The 18,424-nt window shown below is 46.5% G+C and carries 14 protein-coding genes; 13 read left to right on the top strand and 1 reads right to left on the bottom strand.

Annotated features, from left to right (window positions below; translation table 11 throughout):
• Nucleotides 1-739 precede the first annotated feature (739 nt).
• From Q0668_RS18735 to Q0668_RS18675, 13 genes are all read left to right on the top strand, one after another.
• Nucleotides 740-1,822, top strand: a complete 1,083-nt coding sequence (locus tag Q0668_RS18735; RefSeq protein ID WP_298867422.1) for an A24 family peptidase — start codon at nucleotides 740-742, stop codon at nucleotides 1,820-1,822.
• The gene (locus Q0668_RS18730; protein WP_298867420.1) at nucleotides 1,794-3,041 is read left to right on the top strand and encodes an SAM-dependent methyltransferase; all 1,248 of its coding nucleotides are present in this window, start codon (nucleotides 1,794-1,796) and stop codon (nucleotides 3,039-3,041) included. Before Q0668_RS18735 ends, Q0668_RS18730 begins: the two co-directional genes overlap by 29 nt.
• Nucleotides 3,042-3,911, top strand: a complete 870-nt coding sequence (locus Q0668_RS18725) for a hypothetical protein (protein ID WP_298867419.1) — start codon at nucleotides 3,042-3,044, stop codon at nucleotides 3,909-3,911. It begins immediately after the preceding gene.
• 243 nt (nucleotides 3,912-4,154) lie between these two features.
• Entirely contained in the window at nucleotides 4,155-7,247 is a 3,093-nt protein-coding gene (locus tag Q0668_RS18720; RefSeq protein WP_298867417.1) for a PSD1 and planctomycete cytochrome C domain-containing protein, read from the top strand.
• Nucleotides 7,248-7,297: 50 nt separating this feature from the next.
• On the top strand, nucleotides 7,298-8,725 hold the full coding sequence (locus Q0668_RS18715) for a DUF1501 domain-containing protein (RefSeq protein ID WP_298867415.1): 1,428 nt from the start codon (nucleotides 7,298-7,300) through the stop codon (nucleotides 8,723-8,725).
• Between the two features lie 195 nt (nucleotides 8,726-8,920).
• A complete protein-coding gene (gene flhA, locus Q0668_RS18710) occupies nucleotides 8,921-11,041 on the top strand; it encodes a flagellar biosynthesis protein FlhA (protein WP_298867413.1) in 2,121 nt (706 codons plus the stop codon).
• 104 nt (nucleotides 11,042-11,145) lie between these two features.
• Complete coding sequence (gene flhF, locus Q0668_RS18705) at nucleotides 11,146-12,531, top strand: flagellar biosynthesis protein FlhF (RefSeq protein WP_298867411.1); 1,386 nt, start codon at nucleotides 11,146-11,148, stop codon at nucleotides 12,529-12,531.
• A gap of 94 nt (nucleotides 12,532-12,625) precedes the next feature.
• The gene (locus tag Q0668_RS18700; RefSeq protein WP_298867409.1) at nucleotides 12,626-13,624 is read left to right on the top strand and encodes a P-loop NTPase; all 999 of its coding nucleotides are present in this window, start codon (nucleotides 12,626-12,628) and stop codon (nucleotides 13,622-13,624) included.
• Nucleotides 13,625-14,009: 385 nt separating this feature from the next.
• A complete protein-coding gene (locus tag Q0668_RS18695; RefSeq protein WP_298867407.1) occupies nucleotides 14,010-14,231 on the top strand; it encodes a hypothetical protein in 222 nt (73 codons plus the stop codon).
• A 75-nt stretch (nucleotides 14,232-14,306) separates the two neighbouring features.
• On the top strand, nucleotides 14,307-15,083 hold the full coding sequence (locus Q0668_RS18690; RefSeq protein ID WP_298867405.1) for a FliA/WhiG family RNA polymerase sigma factor: 777 nt from the start codon (nucleotides 14,307-14,309) through the stop codon (nucleotides 15,081-15,083).
• Between the two features lie 243 nt (nucleotides 15,084-15,326).
• Nucleotides 15,327-16,286: a MoxR family ATPase gene (locus tag Q0668_RS18685; RefSeq protein ID WP_298867403.1), complete on the top strand. Its 960-nt coding sequence runs from the start codon at nucleotides 15,327-15,329 to the stop codon at nucleotides 16,284-16,286.
• Complete coding sequence (locus tag Q0668_RS18680; protein ID WP_298867402.1) at nucleotides 16,283-17,593, top strand: DUF58 domain-containing protein; 1,311 nt, start codon at nucleotides 16,283-16,285, stop codon at nucleotides 17,591-17,593. The genes Q0668_RS18685 and Q0668_RS18680 overlap by 4 nt, the downstream gene beginning before the upstream one ends.
• Before the next feature lie 176 nt (nucleotides 17,594-17,769).
• Nucleotides 17,770-17,910: a hypothetical protein gene (locus Q0668_RS18675; protein ID WP_298867401.1), complete on the top strand. Its 141-nt coding sequence runs from the start codon at nucleotides 17,770-17,772 to the stop codon at nucleotides 17,908-17,910.
• Nucleotides 17,911-18,235: 325 nt separating this feature from the next.
• On the opposite strand, the gene Q0668_RS18670 is transcribed toward Q0668_RS18675, so the two are convergent.
• A partial coding sequence (locus tag Q0668_RS18670; RefSeq protein WP_298867399.1) for a hypothetical protein occupies nucleotides 18,236-18,424 on the bottom strand: 189 nt, incomplete at its 5' end.

Genomic DNA, 18,424 nt, shown 5'->3' with positions numbered 1-18,424 from the left:
CATTCCGGATTCTTTCCAAGTCTACATATTGTGTTTTGAGTTTTGCAGAATATATTTAAGAGCCGCTAAATTGCCTGCATCATTCTGGCTGGTGTTGTTGATTCCGTAGGGAGTAAAAAGCGTTCCAAATTAATATGAAGGCAAAATCTTCGCCAGAAGGGCTTGGTTTTGAGACGCTTCAAAGCCTTGGAAATCACTTTTTTAAACACTTTCGAATGCGAGACGATGGAAATTGAGAGACTTGATTCGTATTCGAAGGAGTTTGAGGTAGTCTGAGATTAAGTTACTGGGATGCATAATTTATCGGTAGAAGTAATTAGTTCTGTTGACTGGGGTTTGGGAGAAAGTAGCATCTTGGCCAACTTTTGGAAAAAGTGAGTACCAGTTATGTAAAATGGTGCATATATTTCTCATGGAATTATTCTTATGATGCATTCAATGACAATTTGAGTTTTTCTGCTTTCGCTTGATTCTGTCTATAGGAAGAGAGGAATTGCGAAAAATACCAAATTTCTTTGTTTTTTGATAAAGTTAGAGCAACGAATTTGAAATAAGCTGAGATCAGATTCTGATTTCCTGATCTGTAATCAATAGTCGATTCGTACTGGAAACAAATTATCCGCATTGAGTCACAGTTGAAGTAATAGATAGACCAGAAGCCATGCAACTGATGTTAGTTCATTCTACAAGTATTAACTTGTGGGTTTTGGAGGTGTTCACTGCAGCCTGGTGCTTCGTGATGGGATCAGTGATTGGTAGTTTTTTAAACGTAGTCATTTACCGCATGCCCTTAGGGTTGAATATCTCCAAACCCAAGTCCCGTTGTCCCGTATGTGAAACCCCCATTCGGACCCGCGATAATCTTCCGATTTTTGCCTGGATATTACTGAGGGGAAAATGCCGGTACTGTCAGTCTTCCATTTCCATGCGTTATCCGATAGTAGAAGCCATCGTCGGCATTTTTTTTGTAATGTTGTATCTGACGCTGGTACGTTCCGGTGGTCAGTTTTTGCCCTATCGCGATCCCAACAGATTTTCGGGCGTTTATCAAATTATGGAAGGGCGGACCTGGGATCTGATCGCCCTGGATCTCTATTACAGTTACTTATTTATTGTCGTTTTGGCTGCTGCTTATATTCAGTTTGATCGTCAGCTCATCCCGCGCCGTCTGCTGATCTGGTGCTTTATGGCAGGCATCATCGCCGGTGTTTTCCTTCCAGAACTACATCCTGTGCCAGCGTTGATTCCAGTTGATGCTGTTTCCTCTACTGTCCTCTCCAGCGACAACATATTAAGTGAAACTCGCTATCATGGTTCGCTGCATTTAGGTCTTGAAGTACAAACTCTGATCACAATGGGCTGGGGGCTTTTTTACGGAGCCATTGCCGGCATTCTGTTTAGTTGGCCTGTACTGTTTCAAACACAAAAACCAGGCACACTGATTCAGCCGGGGACAACTTCTCTGTTAATATTGATCGGCCTCTATCTGGGTTGGCAGCAGGTCATCAGCGTCTGTTTTCTCGCAGCACTCTGCTTGGCATGTTTTGTGATTGTCGTCAGGAAACGAAATTCAGAAAGTCTGACACTTCCTGCCTCCGCTTTTCTTGCTGCCGTTTTAGCATTGCAAATGTTACTGGGAAAATATCTGACGATACTACCCGGTGACCTCGGATACCCCTTGTATCTCATGCTGACAGGAGGACAGATTATCGCTATTCCCCTGCTGGCAGGCGTAGCGCAATACATTCTTGGTAACAGAAATATTCAACATAACGCACAGGATCAAATTCCCTTTGACGAAACATCAACAATCACATCTTGAATTCACATTACCGACCGAAGTCGTGCAGACGCTCAATGCAGGGGCCTGTATTCAGGTGGTGCTAAGCAAACCCGTCGATAAAAAATCGTCAGTCGGGCAAAAGGTCACATTGCGGCCTGTAATCATCAAGGGCAAGCCACATTACCAGTTGGCGCTCACTCGGGAACAGCAGGAAGTTCATGAAAATCTCACTCACTCCGAAACAATTGAACGAATGACAAAACTCTGGTCCAATCATTTTCGGGAAGGCTATCTCTATACGCAGCAAGCGGACTATCATTTTCAAAAGACAAATCAGGGAACGGTGCGTCTGAAAAAACAACCGCCAACCAAATCAAACTCCCCGCTGGTTGAATCGCATGATCGGGTCAAACAGTATCTTATTCCAGAAGGATCCCCCTGTGCTTTTTTGGAAGCCATTGGTGTGATGACACCAGCCGGTAAAGTGAAAGCAGCTCAATACCGCAAGTTTCGGCAAATTAATCGTTATCTGGAATTCATCAACGATATCGTAACTGGCTTGCCAGCGCGCGGAGAACTCGGAATTTTCGATTTTGGTTGCGGAAAAAGTTATCTCACATTTGCAATTCATTATTTATTTACCGAAATATGGAAACGCGACGTAAATATTATAGGACTCGATCTGAAGGAATCTGTTGTTGCAGATTGTCAATGCATCGCAGATCGGCTGCAATGCAAAGGACTATCCTTCAAAACAGGAGATATTTCACAGTTCGATTCCGGTTCCAGCAAATGCGATCTGTCCATCTCGCTACATGCCTGCGATACAGCCACCGATGCCGCCATTGCCTCAGCCATACAGGCTGGCGCTTCCGTCATCATGGCAGTCCCTTGCTGCCAACATGAAATCTTTCAGCAAATCTCCAGCGAACCTCTGACTGGATTACTGCAACATGGCATCCTGAAAGAAAAAACAGCCGCGCTGGTCACAGATGCATTGCGGGCACAAGTTCTGGAAATTTGCGGATATCGAACTCAGGTTGTAGAATTTATCGATACAGAGCATACTCCCAAAAATCTATTGATCAAAGCGGTCAAACGACCATCGGAATGGAATTCAGAAGAATTGCAAATTACACTACGCCAATATGAGTCGTTGAAAAATCAGTTTGGAATTCAGTCATTTTATCTGGAACGCGCTTTAGGAAAACATTTTCAGGAACTGTGTAAGCTGGCAAGAAAAAAGGGGACAGATTAAATGATGCCAGAGGAACCGGAACAGAGTCTTCGAAGAGCCAAACGCATTAGCCCCGGCGTCCTCTTGGCTGTGATTTTGTTGATCGTCTCCACTCTGTTGATTTATAAAATTCAAAGCATGGAGTCAGATCGTCCGCACCGCGAAGCGTTATCCCGACAGACTGCAGGTCAGAAATCCATTTCAGAACCACCATCGGGCAAAGCAAAGACACCACATGATGAATCAGGTTCGTCCAAAGAGAAGCCCACTCCGATCTTGGATCCCATCACACCGGATCCGGAACTGGTTCTCACACAAACGGCGAATCGACAGCCGTTGTTGCCAGACGTGAAAATGGTCGAAGAAGGCGAACTCAATTCCACCAGTTGGCAAAACCCGTTTTACAACCTGTTCTGGAAAAGCAAAGGTTGGCAGTTCACAGAAGCAGGAATGGTTTCGACAGCCGGACAGATCTCAACGGCGACTTTTGTAAGGCCATATAAAAAAATCAGCGTTAGTTTTCGCGTCGATGTGAAAGAGAACCTCCCCTCGTTTGAATTACATTTACTTACCAGAGATCCGGCGAATCCCCAAAAAGTGCTCATCGCCAGTGCGATCATATTCCAGAACAATACGCTCAGTGTCTTTGCCGTAAAGCAGGGTGTAAGCAAATCGCTGAAACAGGTCAAATTGGATCTGAATACAACCGGTCCCTCGTCGGTCAGCATTCGATTTGTCGGTACGGGAAACCGATTTGTCATCAGTGTCGGCGGACGTCGCGTTCTAACATGCACTCAGCCTGCGCTGCAGTCGGGCCGAGAATGTTTCTTGAGCTTTCTGACCACCAAAGACCAGGTCCAGATTTCTGCCTTACGGATTGAAGGCGAGTAAAATCTGCGGAATTCGTTCCAGATTGTAATCACAGGCTTTTAACGCTGTACGCTCAACAAAAACTTGCAATCTGCTTCTGCTGCTGTTAACCTGATAATTAATATACCTTAAAAAAATAGAGCCTTCCACGCTTCTCCAGTAATTGCGATTTGAAGTATCGTAATAAGCAAGTATCGAATCCCGGGAGAGACGATACTGATTGACGATCTCACAAACTCGGTTCACTTTTGATTCAGGTTTACCATGCGGAATTTGTTTAGACGAGTCACAACCCTCGCCATTACTATGCTAATGATGGTGCAGTCTGGGATTGCAGCCGAGAAGAAATCGGTCATCGATTTTGAAAAACAGATTCGCCCTTTGTTAAAGCAGCACTGTTATGACTGTCACTCGCAGGAGGGGGAAGAATCAGGATTGCGCCTCGATCATGGAGCCAATATTCTCAAAGGGGGAGACCGGGGACCGGCGGTGATTCCCGGTAAGAGTGCGGAAAGTCTTCTCTTTCTGAGTCTGTCGGGACAAGGTAAAATTCCCCGCATGCCCCATGAGCTGACTCCCTTGAATAAAACAGAAATTTCAATCATACAGCAGTGGATCGATCAGGGAGCCAAGATCCCGGATTCAGAAAAAACATTGAAAGTGGTTCAGAAAACTTCAGACCACTGGGCATTTCAACCGATTCGGCAGCCTCAACTTCCAAAAGTAAAACAACAAAAATGGATCAGTAATCCCGTCGATGCCTTTATCTTAAGTCATCTGGAACAGAAGAAATTAAAACCATCAGCAGAAGCGGATCGCAACACTCTGATTCGTCGCCTGAGCCTGGACTTAACGGGTCTGCCTCCCTCTGTCGATGAAGTTCAAAAATTTCTCGCCGACAAACGACCCGACGCGTATGAGCGGTTGGTTGATCGACTCATGGCCTCTCCCCATTATGGAGAACGCTGGGCGCGACATTGGCTGGATGTCGCCCGGTATGCCGACTCGAATGGCTTTACCATTGATGGTCCACGTTCAATCTGGAAATATCGTGACTGGGTAATTCAGGCCATTAATCAAAACATGCCCTTCGATCAATTTGTGAAAGAACAGCTGGCGGGAGACTTGCTGCCGAAACCGACAACAGACCAGTTAATTGCCACAGGCTTTCATCGGAATACCCTCATCAATCAGGAAGGGGGAACCAATCCGGAACAATTCCGTGTGGAAGCAGTCGTGGATCGAGTCAATACGACCGGCGCTGCGTTCCTTGGTCTGACTGTAGGGTGTGCGCAATGTCATCAACATAAATACGATCCCTTAACGCAGCGGGACTTCTATCAACTCTATGCGATCTTCAATAGTACTGCTGATATTAATAGCGCGCCCCCCACATTGTCACTGCCAACCACCTCACAGGAAACGAAGCTCACAGGTTTCAAGAAAGAGCTCACAGAATTGAAGAAACAACTGGCAGAACGCCAAAAAATATTGGAACCTCAATTCAAAGCGTGGAAAGAGACTATTCAGAAAAGGTTGAAAAAATCGGAGAAACAGTGGTCGATACTACAGACGCAACAGGCAAAATCGGTCAATGGAGCGACGATTACGGTTCAGAAAGATCATTCTCTCTTAGTGGGAGGCAAGATTCCCAATAACGATACCTACATCGTCGAAACCGCGAATATCCCTTCAGGAACGACGGGACTGCGTCTGGAAGTGCTCACCCATGCAAGCCTTCCCAAAATGGGCCCAGGTTGGGCCGGCAATGGGAATTTTGTACTGGATGAACTGACCGTCGAAGTAGCAGAGCAGGCAAAAGCGGATTGGTCGAAGTTCAAACCGGTGAATCTGGCGGAAGCCACTGCCGATCATTCGCAGCAGAAATTTCCGGCCAGTAATCTTGTCGACGGTGACCTCAAAACCGGTTGGGCGATTAACGTGAAGACAGGGGAAATGAATGTCAATCGTCGTGCCATCATCAAATTAAAAGCGCCATTGAAGTCTGCCGTACCTATGAAATTACGGGTCACACTCAAGCAGACACGCGATTCGAAATACAATGTAGGTCGTTTTCGCCTGTCAGCGACTACTGTGAACCCCAGTGTGTTAAATGTAGATCCTGCAATTTATGCCATTCTGAAACAGCCCGAAGAGAAATGGGATGCAAAACAAAAAACGACGGTAGAACTGGCGTTTCATAAATCAGACGTGCAATGGTCAGATCAAAATCAGCAATTGACAAAGCATAACGCAGAACTCAACAAATTGAATAAGAAGATCGTGACAACCATGGTCATGAAGGAGCTTCCCAAGCCACGCGAAACTTTTATTCTGCTTCGCGGCAATTTTCTGGCACCCGGCGCACGAGTGAGCCCCGGTGTTCCCGATATATTACCACCGATGCCTTCCACTGTGAAATCACCCACACGCCTGGACTTTGCAAACTGGCTTATCAGTAAGCAGCAGCCATTGACGGCGCGCGTCACAGTAAATCGATATTGGCAACGCTTCTTCGGTAAAGGCATTGTAGAAACCGAAAACGATTTTGGAACGCAGGGAACAGCACCTTCTAATCCCGAGCTCCTGGACTGGCTGGCTGCTGAATTTATGAATCTGAACTGGGATGTAAAAAAACTGCATCGACTGATTGTGACATCCGCCGCTTATCGTCAGTCATCTGACTTTAACCCATCAAATCAGGCACAGGATCCTCGCAACCTGCTCCTTTCCCGACAGAACCGCTATCGGATCGAAGCCGAATCGATTCGAGATCTGTTTCTTGCCAGTAGTGGTTTGTTAACACGGAAAATTGGAGGCCCCAGTGTCTATCCACCGCAGCCGGAAGGCATCTATGTCTTAACTCAGAACAAAAAGAGCTGGCCTGAAGAGCAAGGCGAAAATCGTTTCCGTCGCGGCATGTATACTTACTTCTGGCGCTCAAGACCTTATCCGATGTTACCAACATTCGATGCGCCCAACAGCAATACCACCTGTACCCGTCGCGTCCGCTCAAATACTCCTTTGCAGGCTCTGACGCTAGCCAATGATCAATCCTTATTCGAATTGATTCAGGGACTCGCAGTACGTATTCTGCAGGAAGGACCCGATTATGACGAAGGTCGCGTGAGGCACGCTTTTCAAATCTGTTTGTCCAGAACCCCCGCCGATCATGAACTGGATGTATTAACGAGATATCTGGCACAACAGAGAGCACATTTTAAAAAATCACCAAAGGAAGCCGAACAGTTTGCTTCTCAACAGTTACCGGAAAAAGTCACAGCTACCGAAGCCGCCAGTTGGACGGCAGTGGCACGCGTTTTAATGAACCTGGATGAATTTATCACACGCGAATAACAAATTCCTCAATGTGGGTGATAATCGATTGATCACCCAGGGAGAATCGGATGAGTTTCGACGACTTAATGTTACGGGATCAGACTCGACGCCACTTTTTTGAAACTTGTGGCATCGGCGCAGGTGCGATTGGACTTGCGACTTTGATGCAGTCTGAAAAACAGGCGCAAGCAAGCCCTTCTGCACTGGGGAAAACCCACCATCCTCCCAAAGCAAAAAACGTCATCTATCTCTTCATGGCCGGTGGGCCAAGTCAACTGGAGATGTTTGACTTCAAACCAAAACTGCAGGAACTGGAAGGCAACGTCATCCCAGAGTCCTATGTTAAAGGCAAGCAGTTTGCGTTTCTGAAAAAAGATGCCAAATTGCTGGGGACACGTCGGAAATTCAAAAAGTACGGGAAATCGGGCATACAAATTTCGGATGCCTTACCGCACCTGGCAACCGTCGTGGATGACATTACCATTTTAAAGAGTATGAAAACGGATGTATTCAATCATGGACCAGCCAAGCTGTTTATGAATACAGGCACGCAGCAGTTTGGGCGTCCCAGTATGGGTTCCTGGATTACTTATGGCATCGGCAGCGAATCACAAAATTTGCCTGGCTTTGTAGTCCTGCAGTCAGGACCCCGCGGACCTCGCGGCGGAGCACCTTTGTGGGGCAGCGGGTTTTTACCAACCACCTATCAGGGAGTCCCTTTTCTAAACGGCGCTGATCCGATCTTGAATTTATCGAGCCCCAAAGGCATTGACTCAAAAAGACAGTCAGATTTTATTACTACGGTCAACCAACTGAATGGCCTTCGACTGGAGAAAACGAGAGATCCTGAAATCTCAACGAGGATCTCCGCTTATGAAATGGCATACCGCATGCAGTCCAGCGCGCCGGAATTGATGGATCTTTCGGGAGAAACCAAACAGACCCTTGATCTCTACGGCGTTGATCCAGCGAAGCCCTCATTTGGCCGTAATTGCCTGCTAGCACGTAGGTTAATTGAAAAAGGTTCACGCTTTGTTCAATTGTACCATACTGATTGGGACCATCATGGTAATAAAGGAACCGATTTGGCTGACGCGTTGGATGCGCGCTGTCTGGAAACAGATCAGGCTTGTGCAGCACTCGTCAAAGATTTGAAACAGCGCGGCCTTTTAGATGATACACTGGTAATCTGGGGAGGCGAATTTGGGCGTACACCTCAGGGAGAACCCCGAGATCTGATTGGTCGCGATCATCACATCGATGCTTTCTCAATGTGGGTCGCAGGCGGTGGTTCGAAACCGGGCGTCACAATAGGAGAAACTGATGAGTTAGGATACTACACAGTGGAAGATACAATCCATGTCCGCGATTTTCATGCGACTGTACTCCATCTTTTAGGAATTGATCACCGCGAACTTTCCTATTTTTACCAGGGACTCGATTTCCGCTTAACCGGTGTGGAAGAAGCACACCTCGTCACGAAAATGCTGGCCTGAAAGGGAGGCGTCGGCTTCAACTGATAAAAACTTGAGCGAATTATTCAGAAATCCTCTGGACAGAATTTGAAGATTTCATTATCACTCGCCTCTCTCTCACATCTCCAAATCTCAAATCTCAATTCTAAGTCACTCACTTCTTTACTTTTCTGTCAAACCTACCCATTTCCTTAACCGTATGTCACGGAGGCATGGATGCCACCGGAGTCCAACACCGGTCTATCCGGATCTATTATGCGCCATACCGGACTGATTTTCCCACTCGTCATTATGGGTTCAGTTCTGGTAATCATTGCGCCGTTGCCTCCGTTCGTGATGGACTTCCTCCTGTCATGTAATATTACGGTTTCCGTGGTCATTTTGCTCACCACAATTTACGTTAAACGCCCATTGGAATTTAGCGTATTTCCTGCCATTCTGCTGGGTACGACATTGGCACGACTGGTGCTCAACGTTGCCAGTACACGTTTAATTTTAACACGTGGTGCTACCGATGGGACGGCTGCTGCCGGAGGCGTGATTGAGGCCTTTGGTCAGTTAGTGGCCGGCGGTCAGTTGGTGGTGGGTCTGATTATCTTTGTGATTCTGGTCACAATTCAATTCATGGTCATCACCAAAGGTGCCACCCGTATCAGTGAAGTGGCAGCGCGATTTGCATTAGATAGTATGCCCGGTAAACAGATGGCGATTGACGCTGATTTGAACGCGGGTCTGATCAGTTCCGATGAAGCCAAATCTCGCCGCAAGGAAGTCACCGAACAGGCTGATTTCTATGGTTCAATGGATGGTGCCAGTAAGTTCGTCCGCGGCGACTCGATCGCCAGTATTATCATCACACTGATTAACGTTGTTGGTGGTCTGTATGTAGGGATGGTCGATCATGGTATGGAACTTTCTAAAGCCGCAACCGTCTTTACCACTCTGACAATTGGAGATGGTCTCGTCACCCAGGTTCCGGGATTCTTGATCTCACTGGCAGCCGGTTTGATTGTAACCCGTACTTCCGTTGAAAGTAATCTGCCCCGTGATGTTGTTCAACAGTTCTCAGGTCATCCCGAAGCCTTGTTTCTGGCGTCGACCTTTCTGTTTGCCCTGGCGTTTACCGGACTGCCAGCTGGTCCGATGTTGGCCTTAGCCACCGGCTGTGCCATCACGGGAACACTTCGGAAAAAAGGACAACAGGTGGCTGCAGTGAAAAAACAAAAAGAAGAAACACAACAACAGACTCCAAGCCGACCCGAACCCAAGCCCGAAGATCATCTGTTTGTTGATCCTCTGGAATTAGAATTGGGCGTTGGTTTATTACGGATGGCCGACCCGGCGACAGGCGGCGATTTATTGGATCGCGTGACCCGCATCAGACATAAAATAGCACAGGAACTAGGAATTATTCTTCCGAAAGTGCGTATTCGAGATAACATTCGACTAGGACAACGCGATTACCAGATCAAAATTCGCGATGTTTCGGTAGCCTGGGGTTCAATCTATCCCGATGGGTTGCTGGCCATTGATACCGGTGCCACCAACGGAGATATTCCGGGCGTCGATACTGTAGAGCCGGCTTTTGGTCGACCAGCAAAATGGATTGAACTGGGACAAAAAGAACGCGCAGAACTGATGGGCTACAATGTTGTTGAACCATCGGCGGTTGTGATCACTCATCTGACCGAAGTCGTTCGAGAACACAGCAGCGAATTGTTAACCAGAGAGCAGGTCCATGCACTGGTTGAAAATCTCAAGGAAACCTCCCCCAAGGTTGTCGAAGAGCTGATTCCCGATGTCTTAAAAATTTCACAAGTACAGCATGTCCTATCCAATCTGTTACGAGAACGTGTACCGATTCGTGATCTGGAAACGATATTACAGTCTCTAGGTGATTATGCAGATCGAACCAAAGAGCCAATGATCTTGACCGAGTATGTCCGCAATGGTCTAGCCCGTTCGATTTGCCAGCAGTACCGTGACAATAAACGGCTGTTGAGAGTCGTTACCTTAGATCCAGAACTCGAAGATGTGCTCATGTCAGGCATTGATTACAACGAAAATGGTCTGGTGATCAAGCTGGCCCCTCAGACCGGAGAAATGATTACACAGGCTATTGCCGATCAGATGGAACCACTGGTTGCATCAGGCGGACATCCGATCGTCTTATGCAATCCGCAAGTCAGAGCGGGATTGAAACAAATTACTTCTCCCTTGCTGCCGCGTCTAGTGGTTTTAAGTTTGAATGAAATTACTCGCGACACAGATGTGGAAGCGGTAGGACAAATCTCAGTCAATCATACGCAAGCAGGAAATGTTGTAGGTGCAGCCTGAGTGATACCGGAAGAGAAACAAAGTTCTGCTATAAAAAGTAGAAATTGAATAATATAAAAATTAAACGAGCCATACGAAATAGTTAATTAGAGGAAACGTAAACCATGGAAGATGTTCGCACTTTTAAAGCCACATCCATGCAGGAAGCACTGACGCTCGTTCGAGAGGAGATGGGCAGCGATGCCGTTATCCTCCAGACCAAACAGATTCCTGGCCGTAAAAGCCTGTTACCCTGGTCAAAGTCGCAAGATGAATTCGAAATTACTGCCGGGCTTGGCATCAATGTACGGACTCCCGAAGCGATCAATAAAAAATCACACTCGGGCGCAATTCGACACCGGGCCTCAAATTTACAACCCGCAAAGAGTCATGCAGAATCGACCTCCCCACCCAATACATTCACTCAGAGTGCCACGCCAGTTCAACAGCAGACAGGACCTCGATTTCAGCCCAGGCAGTCTACTCCTTCAGATCAGCGGCCATTACAGCGTCGGTTTGATCAACGAGACCTGGAAACAGTTCCGCGACAGATCAGACCGGAACAGACAAGGCCAGAACAGACAAGGCCGAAGAAGACAAGACCGGAACAGAAAGCCTATGATCCCACGGAAGAATTCGCGGAAAAACTCAACGCCATTCAAGAGATGTTAGAATCGCTCGAACGCCGTACTCGATCTCAGAGATCTACAGATGTTCCTTCAGAGTTGTTCCACATCTATACCGATTTGATTGATGCGGAAGTCGATGAAAGTGTTGCCCATCAGTTAATCACGAAACTCAAAGCGAATTCCACACCCGAACAATTAAAAGATACAACAGCCAGTAAGGCGCTACTGGCAGCGTTAATTGAATCGCAATTACAATGTGCCCCCCCCATTAGTCCTGTTCCAGGTCAACGGAAAATAGTGGCGTTGGTTGGACCAACGGGCGTCGGTAAAACGACAACCATTGCAAAACTCGCAGCAAATTTTCGCTTACGCGACAATATCAAAATGGGACTGGTCACTGTAGACACGTATCGGATTGCCGCCGTCGAACAGTTACGCACCTATGCGGAAATCATTGACCTGCCTATGAAAGTCGTCAGTAATCCCAAAGAGATGCAACAGGCTCTGGATGAACTCGTCGGGCTCGACCTGGTGCTGGTAGACACCGCCGGCAGAAGCCCCAGCGATGATCTCAAAATAAAAGAACTCGAAAGCTTGTTCCGCGAAGTGCCCATCGATGAAGTTTCACTGGTAATGAGCATGACATCCAGCGCAAAGAGCCTTGAAGCAATTGCCAGACGATTTCAAGTTGCCAACCCAACTTCGATGATTCTGACCAAACTGGATGAAGCACCAGTGATGGGGAGTCTGCTGGCATTAAGCCAGAATGTAAAACTTCCCGTTCGTTATCTGACAACAGGTCAGGATGTACCCGATGATATCGAACCGGCAAACGCAGCCCGCATGTCACGTCTCATTCTGGGAGAAGATCGATTGCAATGATCGAGCGTTTGTAGAGACGCTGTCATCTTAAAAAAGATGACTATGAGTGAATCAAAAATATAGCGACATAAATATCAGAGAGAAGGTTAGCCAGATGGCTCCAGCTGTCAACGAAAATTTAGCAAAGCAGGCGGAAGCAGAATCCGCAGCCAGTTTGAATGAGAATCCGTCGGTTGCACTCCCATCGCGGGGTGATCAGGCGAAGGTTCTACGTGGCATGATGGAAAAACGTCAGCCGGGGATCTTCGAGCCAGATGGCAACCAGGAAGACAAAACAACTCGCTGTCGTACCATTGCATTTTGCAGCGGAAAAGGGGGAGTCGGGAAATCGGTCATTTCATTGAATCTGGCATTAGCATTAGCGCAGACGGGAGCATCCGTTTGTCTGATGGATGTGAATCTGGCTCTGGGAAACATAGACCTGTTGTGCCGTCTAAATGGTTACTGGAATCTCTCTCACGTTGTCAGCGGTGCCCGTTCTCTGAAAGAAATTCAACTGCAAGGGCCATTGGGGATCAATGTCGTAACGGGGGCCAGTGGCTTAACAGATCTGGCAGACTGTTCGGAAGCCGTTCGAAAAGATGTGCTCGGCCAAATGCAGGAACTCGAGGCAACTCACGATTTTCTGATTCTCGATAACGGAACTGGCATTCATCGAAGTATCAGACAGTTTGTGACATCAGCTGACGAAGTCCTGATTGTCACCACACCGGAACCAACGGCAATTGCAGACGCATATGCCACGATCAAATCTTTGTCGACGATCCAATCACTGGAAATACAGACCCTGGTCAATCAATGTACCTCAAAGGCTCAGGGTGAAAATGTATTTCAACAACTTAAGAAAACCACAGAATTATTTTTACATACCGGTTTAATTCAAGCCGGGCAGATTCCTCATGATATCAATGTTGTGCAATCCATTTATGATCGGGACCCCGTTATTTTAAGTCACCCGGGATCACCTGCAGCAGAAGCCATCTTTGAATTGGCCCAACATCTGATTGATTTAAAACAATCAAAAGAACTGAAAAACAAACAAGAGTCTTACTTTCCGCGGCTTTGGAAGCGATTGCTCGGCGAAGCCGCGTAAAATAAAGGTAAAGGTTAGAAATCACAGAAAACTCTCTCTCTCTCTCTCTCTCATCTCTCTCTCTCGTTTTCTGTTCTTTCCCACGCCTGAATCACGTCACTTTATCATCCCTTAACAATTAATTTTAAACTGGCACGCAGACACTGGTCTGTCGTGACGTAATTTAACCTTTGGAAATGCTGTATTTAAGACTGTTCCATCAGGTTCGCCTTACGCAAACAGGAAATATTAAAATGTTAGATTTTAACGGTTAATTAAATTGTAGGAGAAAGGTTAAATATTCTGGAGCAGGACGCCGATATAAACAGATAGAGACGTGAAGGTCTCTTCAAACTGAAGTGGATTTCATTTTGAAAGTTTTTCAATCTCGATCCGGGAATATTCTGTGGCCCTGCATTATGCATTTCGTTTATCGCTAATCGCTTTTGCGACTGAATCAGTCAGAGGGATTCTCTCTCATTCTGATTTCATCGGTGCGACTCAATCTGCACTTTTAGCTGCGGTCATATTTTTTGGTCTCGGCCTTGTGCTAGGAGAAATAGCGACTCGTCTGGTTGAAGAATCAGAACGGGCGATATTTGAAAAATGGAAAAATAATCTCGACTAAATATAAATAGTTTAGCAGTCAGTCGTTTCAATTTTAGCCAGTTGAAATGCTCGTATATTGATCACGGAGGAATAAATGGCCATCAAAGCCAGTGAAGAAATCGCAGAAGTCTGGAAGGTTTTCAAGCAGGACCAATCTGATCAGGCGTTGCGCAACAGATTGATCGAACAATATGTTCCCCTGGTTCGATATAATGCTGAAAGAGTATGGGCCAAATTACCTGAAGGTGTGGATTTAAATGATTTGATCTCGGCTGGTGTCTTTGGATTAATGGATGCAATCAATGCATTTGATCTGGAACGCGGAGTCAAGTTCGAAACTTATTGTGTTCCCCGTATTCGTGGTGCAATGCTTGACGAACTGCGTACAATGGATTGGGTGCCTCGCTTGGTTCGGAGCAAAGCCAGTAAGTTGGAAGCAGCCAGAAAATCCGTCGAAGCAGATCACGGTCGCCCCCCTGCCGACGAAGAAATTGCACGTAAAATGCAATTGTCGCGCAAAGAGTTTGATAAGCTCAAAAATGAAGCCAATGCCGTCGGGCTAGTAAGCTTAAATAAGAAATGGTATGAAACCGACAGCTACAAAGATGTCCGCGAAGTCGATATTCTCGAAGATGCTAAAGGGGAAGATCCCACTAAAAGCATACAAAAACGGGATCTGATGCGTCTGGTTACCAAAGGTCTCAACCGCAACGAGCGTTTGATTATCATTCTTTATTATTACGAAGAACTGACAATGAAGGAGATTGGAAGCACTTTAGGCTTATCAGAATCTCGTGTCAGCCAGATGCATTCCAGCATTGTGAACCGACTCAAAGAACAATTGGGTCGACGACGCCCTGAATTTGCTTAAAAAACAGTCATTATCATCAAACACAAAAGGCCTCCATTTTTATGGAGGCCTTTTTTTATGCCAAAGACGAATCCAGATTCATACAATTTGGAAAAACCTTGCAGTTCTTGACTCAGATACTCGAAATTGGAACCGGGTTGGATTTAGAATAAACGATTCAGGGAGCAACAGTTCCGAACAGGCGATTTTAAATCGTTTTTGATTTACTTACTCCAGATAGACAGTCAGGGTTACGGTTCATTCATGGATGTTTCTCAAATCGAAGATTACTACCAACGCTCCTTGACCGAAGTAGGGAAAGTCCTCATGGGTCAGGAAGATCTAGTAGAAGGAGTTTTGGTTGCGCTATTCTGTGAAGGAAATGTGTTAATTGAGGGTGTACCCGGGCTGGGAAAGACGCTCCTGGTCAATGCACTCAGCCATGTGTTATCGAGCCAGTTCCGACGGATTCAGTTCACGCCCGATTTGATGCCTTCCGATATCACAGGACACTCTGTATACGACATGCACGAGAAATCGTTCACATTTAATCAAGGGCCATTATTTACAAATCTGTTACTAGCTGATGAAGTCAATCGCGCTCCTGCCAAAACCCAGTCCGCGCTTCTGGAAGCGATGCAGGAACGACAGGTTTCTGTAGATGGCAAAACCTATCCACTGGATCGTCCTTTCATGACGATCGCCACTCAGAATCCATTGGAGCAGGAAGGAACCTACCCGCTGCCGGAAGCGCAATTAGACAGGTTCATGTTTAAACTCATCGTGGACTATCCGACACAAGATCAGGAAAATGCGATTCTCAATTTGTACGCGGCTGGTAAAGATAACCGTGATCTAAGTAATTTTGGCATGGCGGCCATTCTCAATACCGAAACAGTTCTTGCCATTCAGAAACGTGCGACAGAAATTATTATAGAACCTTCAATCATTCAGTACATCACATCCATTGTTTCTCGTACGCGCAGTTGGCACACCATCGAAGTCGGCGCAAGTCCTCGCGCCAGTGTGAATCTACTGATCGGCTCGCGCGTGATGGCTGCCTGCCAGGGACGGGATTTCGTCGTACCCGATGATGTCAAAGAACTCGCATTACCAGTTCTACGCCATCGTATTCGACTGCATCCCGAGGCGGAAATCGAAGGTATGAATGTCGATGATGTCATTCGGGAAATCCTGGAAAGTGTCGAGGCACCTCGCCAATGATGCCTCGCCTGCCGTTAATATTCTTGTTCGCAATGGCCATGATTCCTTTTGCTTTGGGAACTGTCTGGCAGGAAGCGACTCAAGTAGGAGTTTTAATCTGTCTAGGAGTCTTCCTGTTATCCCTGGTTGATCTGGCGGTAACACCTTCCCTGTTAGCGGTGGAAGTTCACAGGGATGTCAATGAAGTTCTCAGTGTAGGTACACCCAACAGTGTAAAACTCTCGTTTATCAATCGTGGAACGGTTCCGTTATCGATTCATGTACATGATGAGCCGCCACTACCCTGTCATTATTCTAATCTGCCCTTTGATATCGAACTCTTTCCGAACAAGCATCAATACAGTATTTATCATGTAGAACCACATCATCGGGGGAAAAACCGGTTTCGACGCGTCTTTCTGCAGATGAAAAGCAAACTCAAACTCTGGACGGTTTATGACGAGAAAGACATTCATCAGGAAGTCCGCATCTACCCGGATATCAAAGCGGTGCGTGGTGTGGAGCTATTGGCACGTAGAAATCGATTGGCGGAAACAGGAATCAAACTTTCCCGATTAAGAGGCAGAGGCACAGAATTCGACCGCCTGCGAGAATACCGTAGGGGTGATGAATTTCGCAGTATTGACTGGAAAGCGACCTCGCGCCATCAGGAATTAATCAGTCGAGAATATGTCATCGAAAAGAATCAGAACATCATTTTTCTGATCGACTGCGGGCGATCCATGTGCAACGAAGAGGGGGGAGTGACTCACTTTGATCGTGCCTTAAACGCCGCGATTTTATTAAGCTATGTGGCTCTTAGACAGGGAGACACGATTTCGCTGATGGCTTGTTCCAATAAAGTCGAACGCTGGGTACCACCCATCCGAGGCGCCGGTTCGATTCAGAAACTGATCAGACAGGTCTATGACCTGGAACCCATTTATGAAGCCTTCGATTATCAAATGATGTCAGAACAACTCCAACTACGTTATCGAAAACGTTCGCTGGTTGTGGTGCTGACACATGCACTTGATGAAGTGCATCTAAGTCACCTGGGCGACGCCCTGCAGCGCATGCGTTGGCCTCATCTGGTTTTGTCGGCTTTCCTGAGAAATGTCCCGTTACAGAATCGTATGAATGCGATCCCGGAAACCGACCGCGAAGCATTCCAAATTGCTGCCGCCGTCGATATTGTTTCCACACAGACGACTCAAATAGCGGCCCTGCAAAAATCTGGCCTCCTGGTACTCGATACTCTCCCGGAAAACCTCTCCGTCAATCTTGTCAGTCGCTACCTGGAGATTAAAGCAAGACAACTGCTGTAAGTCTTTGCTGATTTCGATTTCCTCAAAGAGATTTAGAAATCCGGGCACTTCTCTGGTTCGAGTAACGTCTTCTTCCATAAAGTAATCAGGGGCAATCTATGCGCGCCAGCTCTAGGTTCAATCAGATCCCAATCAAAGGGTCGCTCTATTCTTCATTCTTAAAAGGAATTCCTAATATGAAACCTCTTATCACTTCATTCATGACTTTAATTTTTACCTGTTTTGTATTTCGTCTTTCTGCAGAAGAGTCATCTATCGCGAATGATGAACTTCAGGAATTGAGAACACGGTTCAAGCTGCTCAAACCAGAGGTTTAAAAACTAAAGCATGGAAAACAAGCCGATACGACACCAAATACCAATTCACTGGCAGCTGCCGTAGAACGGTTTAATGCACGTTCTACGCATGATCAACTTGGTCGTACTCAACCGGATTTGATCCTTGCTGAAGTCATTGGAGCCATCAGATGGCTTCAGCCCAACGATGTTTCCGTCACTGCAGAGGAGTTAGCTGATTTTAAGAAAATCGTTGAGACTCCCTTGATATGACTCAACTGCCTGCGATTAAATTACAACGAAAAGCCTTGAACGACGTCCTCACATCATATTTATACAATGTACGGTAGTGCGGGTTACAAGGGCATTAATGATTGTAAGTGGTGATGTCCACGTCGATTTCGAAAGTTGGCAAAATTAAGTTTTTGCTTTTTCTCGCTAAAAATTGTGAGATCTCATCTGACTGAATCGTGTGCATATCCTGAAATAGCCGATATTTATTCCCGCATTTCCCAGATGACTTCCCTCGCTTTGGCACGTAATTTGCGCCATACCC

Source organism: uncultured Gimesia sp. (genome assembly GCF_937910335.1).
Classification (GTDB): domain Bacteria; phylum Planctomycetota; class Planctomycetia; order Planctomycetales; family Planctomycetaceae; genus Gimesia.
This window is presented reverse-complemented; position numbering and strand designations above follow the sequence as displayed.

Bases quoted from the DNA above. Each gene is read 5' to 3' on its own strand.
- Q0668_RS18675 (WP_298867401.1), top strand. From the start codon at position 17,770: ATGAAACCTCTTATCACTTCATTCATGACTTTAATTTTTACCTGTTTT.
- Q0668_RS18725 (WP_298867419.1), top strand. From the start codon at position 3,042: ATGATGCCAGAGGAACCGGAACAGAGTCTTCGAAGAGCCAAACGCATT.
- Q0668_RS18720 (WP_298867417.1), top strand. From the start codon at position 4,155: ATGCGGAATTTGTTTAGACGAGTCACAACCCTCGCCATTACTATGCTA.
- Q0668_RS18680 (WP_298867402.1), top strand. From the start codon at position 16,283: ATGATGCCTCGCCTGCCGTTAATATTCTTGTTCGCAATGGCCATGATT.
- Q0668_RS18735 (WP_298867422.1), top strand. From the start codon at position 740: ATGGGATCAGTGATTGGTAGTTTTTTAAACGTAGTCATTTACCGCATG.
- Q0668_RS18690 (WP_298867405.1), top strand. From the start codon at position 14,307: ATGGCCATCAAAGCCAGTGAAGAAATCGCAGAAGTCTGGAAGGTTTTC.
- Q0668_RS18685 (WP_298867403.1), top strand. From the start codon at position 15,327: ATGGATGTTTCTCAAATCGAAGATTACTACCAACGCTCCTTGACCGAA.
- Q0668_RS18715 (WP_298867415.1), top strand. From the start codon at position 7,298: ATGAGTTTCGACGACTTAATGTTACGGGATCAGACTCGACGCCACTTT.
- Q0668_RS18700 (WP_298867409.1), top strand. From the start codon at position 12,626: ATGGCTCCAGCTGTCAACGAAAATTTAGCAAAGCAGGCGGAAGCAGAA.
- flhF (WP_298867411.1), top strand. From the start codon at position 11,146: ATGGAAGATGTTCGCACTTTTAAAGCCACATCCATGCAGGAAGCACTG.
- flhA (WP_298867413.1), top strand. From the start codon at position 8,921: ATGCCACCGGAGTCCAACACCGGTCTATCCGGATCTATTATGCGCCAT.